This window comes from Pseudoxanthomonas composti (genome assembly GCF_004122095.1).
GTDB lineage: Bacteria > Pseudomonadota > Gammaproteobacteria > Xanthomonadales > Xanthomonadaceae > Pseudoxanthomonas_A > Pseudoxanthomonas_A composti.
Genome location: NZ_SAWZ01000009.1, coordinates 72,121 through 85,136 on the forward strand (window position 1 = coordinate 72,121; position 13,016 = coordinate 85,136).

Below are 13,016 nucleotides of genomic sequence, written 5' to 3' on the forward strand. Positions count from 1 at the left end.
GCTTTTGCTCTCTCTCGTTTCTCGTTCCTCTCCACTCGTTTCTTGCCTCCTGCTTCACCGCCGCCTCACCCCCGCCTCAACACACTCCTCACATGTCTCAACAGAGCAACGACATGGCGCGTGAGGAGGCCGCTCCGGCAGCGGCGGGCATGGAACAGAGCACCCGTCGCACGCAGATCCTGCGCTTCCTGCTGCGCTACCGGAACTCGGGGGTGTTCTCGGGCCTGACGCTGGACCCGGCGCTGGAGCACGGCAACGGCGATGAAGGCAGCCCGGCCGAGTTCAGTCGCGACCTGGAGGCGCTGGGCCCGACCTTCGTCAAGCTCGGGCAGATGCTGTCCACGCGTCCGGACATCGTGCCGCCGGCTTACGCCAGCGCGCTGGAGCGCATGCAGGAAAACACCACGCCGGTGCCGTTCGAGCAGATCCGCGAGGTGCTGGAGTCGGAGCTGGGCGTGCGCATCAGCAAGGTCTTCAGCGCGTTCGAGGAGACCCCGCTGGGGTGCGCTTCCTTCGCCCAGGTGCACGCGGCGCGACTGCGCGATGGCACGCCGGTGGCGGTCAAGGTGCAGCGCCCCGGCGTGTCGCAGCGGCTGACCTCGGACCTGAGCATGCTGCGCGGCATCGCCATGGCCGCCGACCGGCTGACCAAGGTCGGCCGCAGCGTCCACTTCGGGGACTGGATCAACGAGTTCAGCCGTGCGCTGCTGGCCGAGCTGGACTACATCGCCGAGGCCGAGAATCTCGAGCGTTTCGGCGAGCACCTGGCGCCATACCCGGAGCTGCTGGTACCGCGCCCGGTCTGGGACCTGACCCGTCGTCGGGTGCTGACCATGGACCTGGTCGAGGGCGTGCGCGTGGACCAGGTCTCGGGGTTGCGCCGCACCGAGGAGCCGATGGATCCGCTGGCCACGGCGTTGCTACGCGGCTACCTGGACCAGATGTTCGTGCATGGCGAGATCCACGCCGACCCGCATCCGGGCAACCTGCGGGTGACGCCGGACGGGCGCCTGGCGATCTTCGATCTGGGCATGGTGGCCAATGTGCCGCCGCGGCAGCGTGAGCGCCTGCTCAAGCTGCTGTTCGCCGCGGTGGACGGTCGCGGTGAGCAGGTGGCCGATGAGATGATCGCGCTGGGCACGCGGCTGGAGGACTACGACGCCCCGCGCTTCCTGCGCGAGGTCGGGCAGCTGATCAGCCGCTATTCCGCGCACCGCACCACCATGTCCGAAGGCCGTGTGGTGCTGGAGCTGGTGCGCATCGCCACGGCCAACTGCCTGCGCACCCCGCCGGAACTGAGCCTGCTGGGCAAGACCCTGCTCAACCTGGACACGGTGTGCCGCACCCTCAGCCCGGAGCTGGATGCCAAGCAGGTGGTCGAAGGCCATCTGCAGCACGTCATGCGCGCGCGCTTGCGGCAGTCCTTCTCCTCGCCCAGCCTGGCCACCGAGCTGATGGAGCTGCAGACCCTCACCCGCGAGGGGCCGCGCAAGCTGTCCGAGATCCTCTCGCTGATGGCGGACAACCGGCTGCAGGTCAAGGTGACCGGGCTGGAGGAATCGCACCTGATGGAGAACCTGCAGAAGATCGCCAACCGCATCGCCGCTGGCCTGGTGACCGCGGCGCTGATCGTGGCCTCGACCATGATGATGCGCATTCCCACCAGCAGCACGCTGTTCGGCTATCCCACCGTGGCGCTGCTGATGTTCCTGCTGGGCGTGGCGCTGGGGGCGGGCATCGTGGTCAGCGCGCTGCTGGGCGATCGCCGGGTCAAGTCGCGCTGACATTCCCGGCTGGCTGAGCAGTCTCTGCAAGGGGTTGAGGAACAAGCTGATAGGAGCGGTTGTTGTGGGAGCGGCTTCAGCCGCGAAGAGGCTTTACCGGTAGAGCCTCTTCGCGGCTGAAGCCGCTCCCACAGAGTCCAAGGGCTCCCACAGCCTCCAAGGGTCCCACAGAGTCGAAGCCCCAAAGGTCTAAAGCTCAACCAGCTGCGCTGCATGGGCACCTCGCAGAACCAGTCGGGCTTCCGGCCCATCGGCGATCCCACAGCGCAGCTAAAAAACCCTGGAAGAGGCCGGCAGCAGACCAGCCGCTACAATAGGCGGCTCACCAAGACCCAGCTGGACCATCGTGGCGACCGATTCCGACCTTCCCATGCAGGCGCTGGCGTATGCGCTCGAGCGCGGCGGCCTGCCGCCCGTGCAGGGCATGACGCTGCTGCTGCGCGCCCGTCCCGGCGCGGCCCTGCAGGTGCTCGACGGCCAGACGCTGCAATGCCAGCAAAGCTTCCGCCCGGCCTTCGAAGCGCTGGACCGGCTGCGCCTGCAGACCGTGGAGCGGGTGGAAGAGCTGAGCGGCGGCGCGGCGCGGGTGATCGCGCTGCCGCCGCGGCAGAAGGAAGAATCCCGCGCCCTGCTGGCGAGCATGCTGGCCCTGGCCGCGCCCGGCGGCCAGCTGGTCTGCAGCGTGGCCAACGACGAAGGCGCACGTTCGGTGGAAAAAGACCTCACGCAGCTGGTGGGGCTGGGCGGCTCGGTGACCAAGCACCACTGCCGCGTGTTCTGGAGCGCGCCGCTGAGCGGCCAGCACGATGAGGCGCTGGCCCAGCGCTGGCGCGCGCTGGATGCGCCGCGCCCGATCCTGGGCGGGCGCTACCGCAGCCGCCCGGGCGTGTTCGCCTGGGACCGCGTGGATGCGGCCAGCGCCCTGCTGGCGCAGGCGCTGCCACCCTCGCTGGCCGGCGATGCCGCCGACCTCGGCGCAGGCTGGGGCTACCTGGCCGACCAGTTGCGCCAGCGCTGCGCCGGCATCTCCAGCATCGATCTGTTCGAGGCCGAGGGCCGTGCCCTGGCGATGGCGCGCGAGAACCTGGCCGTCGATGCGCGGGTGAAGCTGGGCTTCCACTGGCACGACGTCACCCGCGGACTGCCCGGTCGCTACGACGTGATCGTCAGCAATCCGCCCTTCCACGGGCTGGGCCGGGGTGAGCGCCCGGACATCGGCCGCCGATTCATCGACGTGGCCGCCGACGCGCTGCGCCCGCACGGGCAGTTCTGGATGGTGGCCAACCGCCACCTGCCGTACGAGGACATGCTGTCGCAGCGCTTTTCGCAGGTGCAGGCCAAGGCCGAGGGCGGTGGCTTCAAGGTCATCGCCGCCAGCGGGCCGCGCGCATGAAGATCGTCAAGCACCTGGCCAACCTCGGCTACGGCAGCCGCAAGCAGGTCACCGCGCTGTTCCGCGAGGGCCGGGTGACCGATGCGGCTGGCGAAGTGCTCTACACCGACGACCCGGTCGATCACGACAACATGCGCGTGGACGGCGAGCCGCTGGATAGCGCGCCGGGCCTGTGCCTGATGCTGCACAAGCCGCTGGGCTACACCTGCTCCACCAAGGACACCGGCCGGCTGATCTATGACCTGCTGCCGCCGCGCTATCGCCTGCGCGATCCGCTGGTCTCGCCGGTGGGGCGGCTGGACCGCGACACCAGTGGCCTGCTGCTGATGACCGATGACGGCCAGCTGCTGCATCGGATCATTTCGCCCAAGGCGCGGCTGGACAAGGTCTACGAGGTCACCCTGGCCGAGGACCTGCGCGGCGAGGAGGCCGGCATCTTCGCCACCGGCGAGCTGCTGCTCGAGTCGGAGACCAAGCCGCTGCTGCCGGCCGAACTGGAAGCGATCGATGCGCGCCACGTGCGCCTGACCCTGCATGAAGGTCGCTACCACCAGGTGCGGCGGATGTTCGCCGCCGTCGGCCACCATGTCCAGGCGCTGCACCGCAGCCGCATCGGCGGGCTGGGGCTGGGCGAGCTGCCTGCTGGACACTGGCGCCTGCTGTCCCCGGCCGATCTCGAGGTGCTGTTCGGCCATGTCCACTGAACGTGTGCGACCGCTGTCGGAGCTGCCCGAGGCGGTGATCTTCGACATGGACGGGCTGATGCTGGACAGCGAGCGCGCCTCGGTGCGCTGCTGGTCGCGCGCGGCGGCGGAAGTCGGCCTGCGCATCGAGGATGCCTACTGGCTGCGCATGGTCGGCCACAGCACCGCCGCCTGCCAGCAGGTCCTGCGCGAGCGCATGGACGATGCCCGCATCGCCGAACTGATGGACCGCTGCAACGTGCTCTACGACGCCGAGGTCGAAGCCGGCCTGCCGCTGCGCCCGGGCATCGTCGAGCTGCTGCAGTGGCTGCAGGCACAGGGCATCCCGCGGGGCGTGGCCACGTCCACCCGCCGCCCGCGCGCGCCGCACAAGCTGGAAACCGCCGGCCTGCTGCCGTACTTCCACTCGGTCACCGCCGGCAACGACGTGGCCCACCCCAAGCCGGCGCCGGACATCTACCTGCTGGCGGCCCAGCGCATCGGCGTGGCGCCCGCGCGCTGCCTGGCGTTGGAGGATTCTCCGGCGGGCGTGCGCGCCGCGCTGGATGCGGGCATGACCGTGATCCAGGTGCCGGACCTGGTGGCGCCCGACGCGGCCCAACGCGCGCTTGGCCACCGCATCGTCGGCTCGCTGCTGGACGTGCGTGCGCTGCTGGCCGCGCGGGTGGCCAGCACTGCGTGAGGATCGGGGCGGCAGCGCCGGGGTCAGCTGGCGCTGCGCAGCTGTCCGCGCTGGGACGCACGGCGCCGCTTGATGCCGTACATCGCCGCGTCCGCCTCGCGCATCAGCGCGGCCACGCCGCAGCCAGTGCCTCGCTGCACGGCCAGGCCGATGCTGGGGGTGATGTGCAGCGCAAGCGCGCCGGCCTGCAGCGGCCGTTCCATGGCGCGCATGATCCGCTCCACCGCGTCCACGGCCGCCGTCTGGCCCTGGCCGGCGCAGTCCAGGGCCACCACGAACTCATCGCCTGACAGGCGCGCAAGGAAGTCGCCGCGTCCCAGCGTGGTTTTCAGCCGCGTGCCGAAGGCGCGCAGCAGCGCGTCGCCGGTCTGGTGGCCATGGCGGTCGTTGACCTGCTTGAAGCCGTCCAGGTCCAGGAACAGCACCGCCACGGTCTGGTCGTTGAGCTGGGCCATGGCCACCGCGTGCTCCAGGTGGGCCATCCACGCCGCGCGGTTGGGCAGGCCGGTCAGCGTGTCGGTCATCGCCTGCGCCTGCAGCACGCGCGCCAGGCCCACCTGCGCGGTGACGTCCTGCACCATCAGGTGGAAGCCGGTGCGCAGGCCGGCGCTATCGCATCGCTCCACCGGCAGGTAGTTGGCCTGCAGGTGGCGCAGGCCGGCTTCGGTGGGAACCTCGACCTCGAAGCACACCGGCTGCCCGGACAGCACCGTATCCAGGTGCTGCTGGACCATGGCGTAGTGTTCCGGCCGCAGGATCTCGCGCATGTGTCGTCCGATGATGTCTTCTGGAGCGCGCCCGAACCAGCGCGCGTAGTGCGCATTGACGAACTCGTAGCGCAGGTCCGCGCTGACCCGGCCGATCAGCGCCGGCACGTTGTCGGCGATGGTGCGCAGGCGGTTCTCGCTCTCGCGCAGGGCCTGCTCGGCCAGCCGCTGCTGGGTCAGGTCCTGGATCTGCGAGACGAAATGCAGCGGCTGGCCCTCCGCATCGCGCACGATGGAGACCGACAGGTGCGCATGGATCAGGCTGCCGTCGCGGTGGAAGTAGCGCTTGTCCATCTGGTAGCTGTCACGGGTCCCGGCCAGCACCTCCTGGACCAGCTTGAGATCCGCGCCCAGGTCTTCCGGGTGGGTCAGCTGCTGGAAGTCCAGGGTCATCAGCGCATCGCGCCCATAGCCGAAGATCGCGCAGGTCGCCGCGTTGACCTCCATCCAGCGGCCTTCCAGCGAGATCAGCGCCATGCCCTGGGAGGCGGCGTGGAAGGCCTCGTGGAAGCGCTGGGCTTCCATGCGCGCGGCCAGCTGCGAGGCGCGCGCGGCCGTGATGTCGCGCATGACGCAGACCGCCCCGAGGATGCGGCCATCGGCGCCGCGTAGCGCATCGGCGTAGCAGATGATGTGCCGGGGCGGTTGGTCGGGGGGCAGCAGCACCAGTTCGGTGTCCTGCACCAGCTCGCCCTGCAGTGCCAGCACCAGCGGCAGCCGCTCGGTCGGGCATAGCTCGCGACCGTTGGCCTGATAGATCCCGAAGGCTCTGGACCATTGCTCCGAGGGCTCGCGGCGAGGGTCCACCCCCAGCCAGTCCCGCGCGCGCCGGTTGAAGCTGTCCAGCTGTCCTTCGGCGGTGCAGGTCACCACGCCGTCGGGCATGGCCTCCAGCAGGCGCTGCAGGGTCTGCTTGCGGGCCTCGGCCAGATGCTGGTTGCGACGCGCCTCCAGGCCGTCCACGGTGCGTCGGGCCAGGCGCTGCAAGCCCTCACGCTGCACCGCGTCCAGGGTCCGCGGCCGGCTGTCGATCACGCACAGCGTGCCGTAGCGATGCCCCTCGCGCCCGATCAGCGGCGCGCCGGCGTAGAAACGGATGTGCGGCGGTCCCAGCACCATCGGCGCGCTGCAAAAGCGCGGGTCCTGCAAGGTGTCCGGCACTTCCATCAGATCGTCGGCGGCAATGGCGTACGCGCAGAAGGCCCCGTTGCGGGAGGCCTGGTCGGCCTCCAGGCCGCAGTGAGCCTTGTACCACAGGCGCTCGGCGTCGATCAGGCTGGTCAGTGCGATCGGGGTGTCGCACAGACGCGCGGCCAGCCAGGCCAGGTCATCGAAGACCAGCTCCGGCTCGGTATCCAGGACCTGCAGATCTCGCAAGGCGGTCAGCCGTGCTGACTCAAGCTCGGCGCTGAGCAGCTTGGCGGTGTCGGATGTGGGCGCCATGGTGGTGTCGATGGCCGGGGGCATCCGCGGCCTTTCCTCTCCCGATTCGCATATCGGCGCGGCAAAGCCTTTCCTGATGGCACCGGGCCGGATTCGGGATGGCGTGCGCAACTGCCGATGGCGCTGCCCCAGTCATGGCCTTTGGTGCCGTGAGCTGAACTGATAAGATAATCATTCTCATTTAGGGGTGGCCCATGAGTGCCCCGACCCATTATTCAAGGAGCTCCGTGCGCCTGCATTCCCTTTGCCTGTCCCTGGCTGCGGCGCTGGCCGCCGCCACCGCCCACGCCCAATCCGCCGACCAGACGCTCGATGCCGTGGTGGTCACCGCCTCGCGCACCGACCAGCCGGCCGAGAGCGCGCCGCAGACGGTGGTGGTGATCGACAAGGCCGACATCGCCCGCCAGCTGTCCATCAGCACCAACTCCTCGGATCTGCTGGCCAACCTGCTGCCGTCCTATACGCCCAGCCGCGGCAAGATGAACGGCAGTGGCGAGACCTTGCGCGGTCGCACCCCGCTGATCCTGGTGGACGGCATTCCCCAGTCCAATCCTCTGCGACCCACCGGCCGTGAGGCGCACACCATCGATTACGCCATGGTCGAGCGCATCGAGATCGTGCAGGGCGCCAATGCCATGAACGGCCTGGGCGCCACCGGTGGCACCATCAACCTGATCACCCGGCGACCCGAGCCCGGCACGGTCAACCAGCACGTCCAGGTCCAGGGCACCGTGCCCAGCGCCGACCTCGATGCGGAAACGGCCAGCTACCGCGCCCAGTACCGCGTCAGCGGCAATACCGGCCGCGTGGAATACCTGCTGGGCGCCGGCTACGAGGACCAGGGCCTGTACCTGGACGGCGATGGCCGCGCCATCGGCACCGACGTCACCCAGGGCGACCTGATGGCCACCCGCGCCTGGGACCTGCACGCCAAGCTGGGCTACTGGATCGACGACACCCAGGAACTGCAGCTCAGCTCCAACCGCTATCGCATCAAGTCCAAGGCCGAGTACCTGGCCGTGGGCGGGGACCGCGCCCGCGGCATTCCCACCACCTCTATCCGCGGCACCCCCGAAGGCACGCCACCGTGGAACGATGTGTGGACCACCGGCCTGTCCTACCGCCATCACGACCTGGGCGGGATGACGCTGGATGCGATGGTGTTCAACCAGGAATTCGAAGGCCTGTTCGGCGCGGACAATTCCTCCACCTTCCAGGACCCACGCATCGCACCGGTCGGCACGCTGTACGACCAGTCGCGCTCGGTGGCCTCCAAGTGGGGCTCCAAGGCCAGCCTGTCCAGGGATGGATTGCTGGACGGCAGGCTCAAGCTCACCGGCGGCGTGGACACGCTGTGGGACAGCGGCAAGCAGGATCTCTACGGCACCGGGCGCACCTACGTGCCGAACTCGGAACTGCGCGACCTGGCCGCGTTCGTGCAGGGGGAGTACCAGCTGCTGCCGCAGCTGACGGTGCATGGCGGGCTGCGCCATGAAGACCTGAAGCTGCGGATCGACAGCTACCAGACATTGGCGCGCTACAACCGCGTGAACGTGCAGGGCGGCACCCTCGACCTCAGCCAGAACCTGGCCAACCTCGGGCTGGTGTACGCGCCGGTGGAAGGCTTTAACGTGTTCACCAGCTATGCCGAGGGCTTCGGCCTGCCGGACGTGGGCCGCGTGCTGCGCTCGATCAACACCCCGGGCACCACCGTGGCCAGCCTGCGATCGCTGCAGCCGGTCCTGACGCGCAACCTGGAGCTGGGCACGCGCTATCGTCGCGATGGCTGGGACGTGGACCTGAGCCTGTTCCAGTCGCGCTCGGATTACGGCACGCGACTGATCTCGGTCGATGGCGCCTTCCAGATGGCGCGCGAGAAGACGCGCATCGAAGGCCTGGACGCCAGCGCGCGTTATCGCCTGGGCGAGGATCACCAGCTCGGCCTGTCCTATGCCTGGACGCGCGGACGCTACGACAGCGATGCCGACGGACGCCTGGATGCGCACCTGGATGGCCTGAACATCGCGCCCAACCGCGTGATCGGCACCTGGAGCGCGCGCTGGAGCGAGCGCCTGTCCTCCTTCGCCCAGGCGCAGTACGCCTTCTCGCGCCGCTTCGACGAGCTGGAGAAGGAGTTCGACGGCTACGCGCTGGTCGATGGCTCGCTGGACTACGCACTGCAGGCCGGCAAGCTGACGCTGGCCGTGTCCAACCTGCTGGACCGCCAGTACATCAGCTACTACTCGCAGAGCGCCCTGGTGGAACCGGCCCGCTACTTCGCCGGCCGCGGCCGCACGCTCACGCTGGGCTACAGCCTGGATTTTTGAGGCTGCGGCAGGACGGGCCGAGCCGCTGAGCCTGGCCGAAAGGCATCCAGGGGCGCATCTGTGGATGCATCTGTGGGAGCGGCTTTAGCCGCGAAGAGGCTCTACCGGTAAAGCCCATTACCGCCGAGGCTTTTGCCGGGAGAGCCCCTTCGCGGCTAAAGCCGCTCCCACAGATGCCCCCACCAGGCTCGCCTGCACAGTTGCCCTCAACGGCGCAGCCTTACGCGTACTGCATCTTCCGCGTCATGCCACCATCGACGATGAACTCCTGCCCGGTGACAAAACCCGACAGCGCAGGCGCGAGTAGCTGCACGGCGAGGGTGGCGATGTCCTGCGGCGTGCCGACGCGTCCGGCCGGATGCTGGGCATGATCGGCGCGCGAGAGCTTGGGCGCGCGCCGACGCGCCGGCCCGCGCCAGGCTTCGGTGGCGATCCAGCCCGGGCTGATGGCGTTGACCCGCACCTTGGGTCCTTCGCTCAGCGCCAGGGCATGGGTGAAGGCCAGCAGTCCGCCCTTGGCCGCGGCATAGGCCTCGCTGTGCGGTTCGGACTGATGGCCACGCGTAGAGGCGATGTTGACGATGGCGCCGCCGTCCTGCGCCTGGCGCAGCGCGGGCAGGGCCTGGCGGCTGCACAGGAAGGCGCCGTGCAGGCTGGACAGGCGCGCCTGCCATTGCCGCAGGTCCAGTTGGTCCAGCGGCGGCACATGGGGATCCGGCGGCCCGGCGTTGTTGACCAGGCCATCCAGGCGTCCGAAGGCCTTCAGCGTGGCGCCCACCATCGCCGCCACGCTGCGCTCGCTGGCCACGTCCAGCTTGCGGAACAGCGCATCGCCGCCGCGTCCCCATTCGCGCAGGCAAGCCTGGCCGGCGTCGGCATCCAGATCGCCGATGGCCACGCGGCCACCGGCACCGAGCACGGCCTGGGCGATGCCGCGGCCGATGCCCTGCGCGCCACCGGTGATGAGCACCACGCGGCCGGCCAGCGGCTGCGGATTCCACGGCGTGATCTCGGGAACGAGCGACATGCGGCGACTCCTGCGAAGGGATCACCCACCCTAGGCCGGCGCATGGCAAGCCGGAGTGGTGTCATCACCGTTTCATCGTGCCGGTGTGGAATAAGCGGCTGCCGCGCGCGCTTGCGACCGCGCGTCTCGATCCATCGGATGCGTCGTCCTCCTGTCTGGCGCGCCTGCCATTGATGAGGAAACCGCCGATGCGCCGTCTCGTGTTGTCCACCTGCCTGGCGCTGCTGCCGCTGCTGGCCCATGCCAACGAGGACGGCCGGCGCTGGCTGGCCGGCGACCATCACGTGCACAGCGAATGGAGCGTGGACTGGGACGAATCGGTCAGCCCGCCCAGGCCGATCCGCGGCGGCGATTCGCCGTACACGCGCACGGACAACGCCAGGGCCGCCAGCCTCCACGGCCTGCGCTGGATGGTGCATACCGACCACGGCGGCCCCGGCCACTCAGCGGTCACCCGCGAGGGCGCTTGGCCAGCACTGCAGGCCGCGCGCGAGGCGGTGCCGGAGCTGATCCAGTTTCACGGCATGGAGTTCGACGTGCCGGCGGGCGAGCACGCCTCGCTGATCATCGCCCCGGGTCCTGACGAGGCGATGCAGCAGTACGAGATCGAACGCGACTTCAATCGCCGCGAGCCACTGGACAAGGCCGCGCGCGACACCGACGCGGACATGCGAAAGGCCCTGGCGCACATGCGGGCCCTGCAGCCGCGGCCGTTGATGTTCATCAACCATCCCTCGCGCACGGCTACCGCGCCCGGCAGCTGGGGCGAGGTCACCCCGCAGGAACTGCGCCACTGGCAGGACGCCGCGCCCGATGTGCTGGTCGGCATGGAAGGCGCGCCGGGCCACCAGGCCGATCGCAAGACCCGTGGCCTGTACCGCAATGCGGCCGCGCCCAGCGACGGCGGCTTCGACCAGATGACCACGCAGATCGGCGGCGTGTGGGATCAGCTGCTGGCCGAGGGCCGCCGCTTCTGGATCACCGCCAACTCCGACGCGCATCGACACGCCGGCATCGGCGGCTCGGACTTCTACCCGGGTGAGTACAGCAAGACCTATGTCTGGGCACGCCCGCAGGCTGCCGACGTGCTCGATGGCCTGCGCCACGGACGGATGTTCGTGGTGACCGGAGACCTGATCGATGGCTTGGACATGCGCCTGCAGTCCGGGCGGGCCAGCGCTGGAAGCGGCCAGACCCTGAGCGCCCGCGACGGCGACACGCTGGTCCTGACGCTGCGGATCTCGCTGCCGGCGGCGCCCAATTTCCACAACGCCCGTCCGATCCTCCACCACATCGACATCATCAGCGGCCAGCCCGGCGCCGGCACCGGCACGCCCACCATGCAGGTGCAGACCCTCACCGCCGCGCAGTGGAAACAGGAAGGCCGCACGCTGTCGATGACCGTCAGCGTGCCGCGACCGAGCCAGCGCGGCTTCGTGCGCGTGCGCGGTACCTCCACCGCCCAGGCGCACCCGGCGCAGGACGTGCCGGGCGAGGATCCCTGGGAGGACCTGTGGTTCTACTCCAACCCGATCTTCATCGAGGCTGCCGGCTGAGTCCGCCTATTGCGGCATCAGCGACTTGGTGACGCGCCTGGACCACCCACTGCGGCCGCTGGAAAACAGCGCTGCGCAGAGCGAGGGCTGTCCGGCGCGCCGCGTGCCGCGGTGGAAAGTGTGCGCTGAAGCACATCGGGCGTGAAGGCATCTTCACGTCACGCCATCCTCAATATTCGAAGATGCCGGCCGCTATCTCGTCATCGCCTCCTTCAACGGATCGCATGCGACATGGCTGAACCGGGTGTGGGACATCAGGCCCTGAGGGGGGATCAATGAAGCGTTTGTGTTTGCTGGCCATGAGCTGGCTGTTGCTGCTGTCCGTGCCCGCGTGGGCGGCCGACACGCATGTGGCCCTGGTCAAACAGGTCTCCGGTCGCGTCACCGTGCTGCGCCAGGGACAGACCCTGGAAGCGGCGGGCGGCACCCAGCTGCAGGTCACCGACCGCATCCTCGCCGCGCCGGACGCCTCGGCCGGGGTGGTGTTCAAGGACGGCACCCTGCTCACGCTGGGCGGTAATGCCGATGTGCTGGTGCGCGACTACGTGTTCGAGCCCAAGGCCGGCAAGTACGCCTTCTCGCTGTACATGACCAAGGGCTCGGCGATCTACGAGTCCGGCAAGATCGGCAAGCTCGCGCCCGCGTCGGTGAAGGTGGAAACGCCCAAGGCCACCGTCGGCGTGCGTGGCACCCGCTTCCTGATCGAAGCGAACTGACCATGCCGTTCCTGCAAGACCCGCGCGGCCGTCTCGTCGCCGCCTTGGCATGGCTGCTGCTGTTGTCAGGCTGCGCCGCCGCGCCCACGCGCATCACCCTGCTGCCCGACCAAGACGGCCACCTCGGCGCGGTGTCCATCGCCACCGCGCAGGGGCAGGAGCGCATCGACCAGGCCTACGGCAGCGTTGCGGTCGAGCGCGCCACCGCCGCGCCGGCCGCGGCACGGCCCGTGGACCGGCAGGCCTTCGAGAGCAGCCACCGCGCACTGCTGCAGGCCCAGCCCACCCCGCCGCGCAGCTTCGTGCTGAACTTCAAGTTCGACAGCATGGAGCTGACCGCCGAGTCCAAGAAGCTGCTGCCGCAGGTGCTGGAGGTGGTGCGCAGCCGGCTGCCCACCGAGGTCACCGTGTTCGGCTACGCAGACTCGGCCGGCGCGGCCGACTACAACCTGGCCCTGTCCGCCGAGCGCGCGCGCGCGGTGGAAAAGCTGCTCAGGCAGATCGACCCGGCCCTGCCGGTGGAGGTGCAGTACTTCGGCGACAAGGCGCCGCTGGTGCCGACCCGGCCCGGCGTGCCCGAGCCACGCAATCGTCGCGCCGAGATCGTGGTTCTGTAG

Annotated in this window: 10 protein-coding genes; 8 read left to right on the top strand and 2 right to left on the bottom strand. The window is 69.4% G+C overall.

Annotated elements, in window-relative coordinates; genetic code table 11:
- The first annotated feature begins 113 nt into the window (after window positions 1–113).
- The 4 genes from EPA99_RS15325 (at window position 114) to EPA99_RS15340 (ending at window position 4,563) form a co-directional block, all read left to right on the top strand.
- Window positions 114–1,784 carry an ABC1 kinase family protein gene (locus EPA99_RS15325; protein ID WP_338325399.1) on the top strand — a complete coding sequence of 557 codons (1,671 nt, stop codon included), beginning with the start codon at window positions 114–116 and terminating at the stop codon, window positions 1,782–1,784.
- Window positions 1,785–2,130: 346 nt separating this feature from the next.
- Window positions 2,131–3,177, top strand: a complete 1,047-nt coding sequence (locus tag EPA99_RS15330) for a class I SAM-dependent methyltransferase (protein ID WP_206733778.1) — start codon at window positions 2,131–2,133, stop codon at window positions 3,175–3,177.
- Complete coding sequence (locus EPA99_RS15335) at window positions 3,174–3,881, top strand: pseudouridine synthase (protein ID WP_129472117.1); 708 nt, start codon at window positions 3,174–3,176, stop codon at window positions 3,879–3,881. Before EPA99_RS15330 ends, EPA99_RS15335 begins: the two co-directional genes overlap by 4 nt.
- Window positions 3,871–4,563 (top strand): HAD family hydrolase, encoded by a 693-nt coding sequence (locus EPA99_RS15340; RefSeq protein ID WP_129472118.1) that lies wholly within the window; start codon window positions 3,871–3,873, stop codon window positions 4,561–4,563. The genes EPA99_RS15335 and EPA99_RS15340 overlap by 11 nt, the downstream gene beginning before the upstream one ends.
- A gap of 23 nt (window positions 4,564–4,586) precedes the next feature.
- Here EPA99_RS15340 and EPA99_RS15345 read toward each other — a convergent pair whose 3' ends face one another.
- Entirely contained in the window at window positions 4,587–6,797 is a 2,211-nt protein-coding gene (locus EPA99_RS15345; RefSeq protein ID WP_241688417.1) for a PAS domain S-box protein, read from the bottom strand.
- A 203-nt stretch (window positions 6,798–7,000) separates the two neighbouring features.
- On the opposite strand from EPA99_RS15345, the gene EPA99_RS15350 reads away from it, so the two are divergent.
- The gene (locus EPA99_RS15350; protein WP_241688418.1) at window positions 7,001–9,100 is read left to right on the top strand and encodes a TonB-dependent receptor; all 2,100 of its coding nucleotides are present in this window, start codon (window positions 7,001–7,003) and stop codon (window positions 9,098–9,100) included.
- A gap of 220 nt (window positions 9,101–9,320) precedes the next feature.
- Here the strand turns inward: EPA99_RS15350 and EPA99_RS15355 are convergent, their stop codons facing one another.
- The gene (locus tag EPA99_RS15355) at window positions 9,321–10,127 is read right to left on the bottom strand and encodes an SDR family oxidoreductase (protein WP_129472120.1); all 807 of its coding nucleotides are present in this window, start codon (window positions 10,125–10,127) and stop codon (window positions 9,321–9,323) included.
- Between the two features lie 188 nt (window positions 10,128–10,315).
- Between EPA99_RS15355 and EPA99_RS15360 the strand changes: the two genes are divergently transcribed.
- The 3 genes from EPA99_RS15360 (at window position 10,316) to EPA99_RS15370 (ending at window position 13,016) form a co-directional block, all read left to right on the top strand.
- A complete protein-coding gene (locus tag EPA99_RS15360) occupies window positions 10,316–11,683 on the top strand; it encodes a CehA/McbA family metallohydrolase domain-containing protein (protein WP_129472121.1) in 1,368 nt (455 codons plus the stop codon).
- Window positions 11,684–11,958: 275 nt separating this feature from the next.
- Complete coding sequence (locus tag EPA99_RS15365) at window positions 11,959–12,399, top strand: FecR family protein (protein WP_129472122.1); 441 nt, start codon at window positions 11,959–11,961, stop codon at window positions 12,397–12,399.
- 2 nt (window positions 12,400–12,401) lie between these two features.
- Window positions 12,402–13,016: an OmpA family protein gene (locus tag EPA99_RS15370; RefSeq protein ID WP_129472123.1), complete on the top strand. Its 615-nt coding sequence runs from the start codon at window positions 12,402–12,404 to the stop codon at window positions 13,014–13,016.

What these genes read in the sequence shown, in the direction of transcription:
- EPA99_RS15370 (WP_129472123.1), top strand. Translation starts at nt 12,402, where the DNA reads ATGCCGTTCCTGCAAGACCCGCGCGGCCGTCTCGTCGCCGCCTTGGCA.
- EPA99_RS15360 (WP_129472121.1), top strand. Translation starts at nt 10,316, where the DNA reads ATGCGCCGTCTCGTGTTGTCCACCTGCCTGGCGCTGCTGCCGCTGCTG.
- EPA99_RS15345 (WP_241688417.1), bottom strand. Translation starts at nt 6,797, where the DNA reads ATGCCCCCGGCCATCGACACCACCATGGCGCCCACATCCGACACCGCC.
- EPA99_RS15335 (WP_129472117.1), top strand. Translation starts at nt 3,174, where the DNA reads ATGAAGATCGTCAAGCACCTGGCCAACCTCGGCTACGGCAGCCGCAAG.
- EPA99_RS15340 (WP_129472118.1), top strand. Translation starts at nt 3,871, where the DNA reads ATGTCCACTGAACGTGTGCGACCGCTGTCGGAGCTGCCCGAGGCGGTG.
- EPA99_RS15365 (WP_129472122.1), top strand. Translation starts at nt 11,959, where the DNA reads ATGAAGCGTTTGTGTTTGCTGGCCATGAGCTGGCTGTTGCTGCTGTCC.
- EPA99_RS15325 (WP_338325399.1), top strand. Translation starts at nt 114, where the DNA reads ATGGCGCGTGAGGAGGCCGCTCCGGCAGCGGCGGGCATGGAACAGAGC.
- EPA99_RS15355 (WP_129472120.1), bottom strand. Translation starts at nt 10,127, where the DNA reads ATGTCGCTCGTTCCCGAGATCACGCCGTGGAATCCGCAGCCGCTGGCC.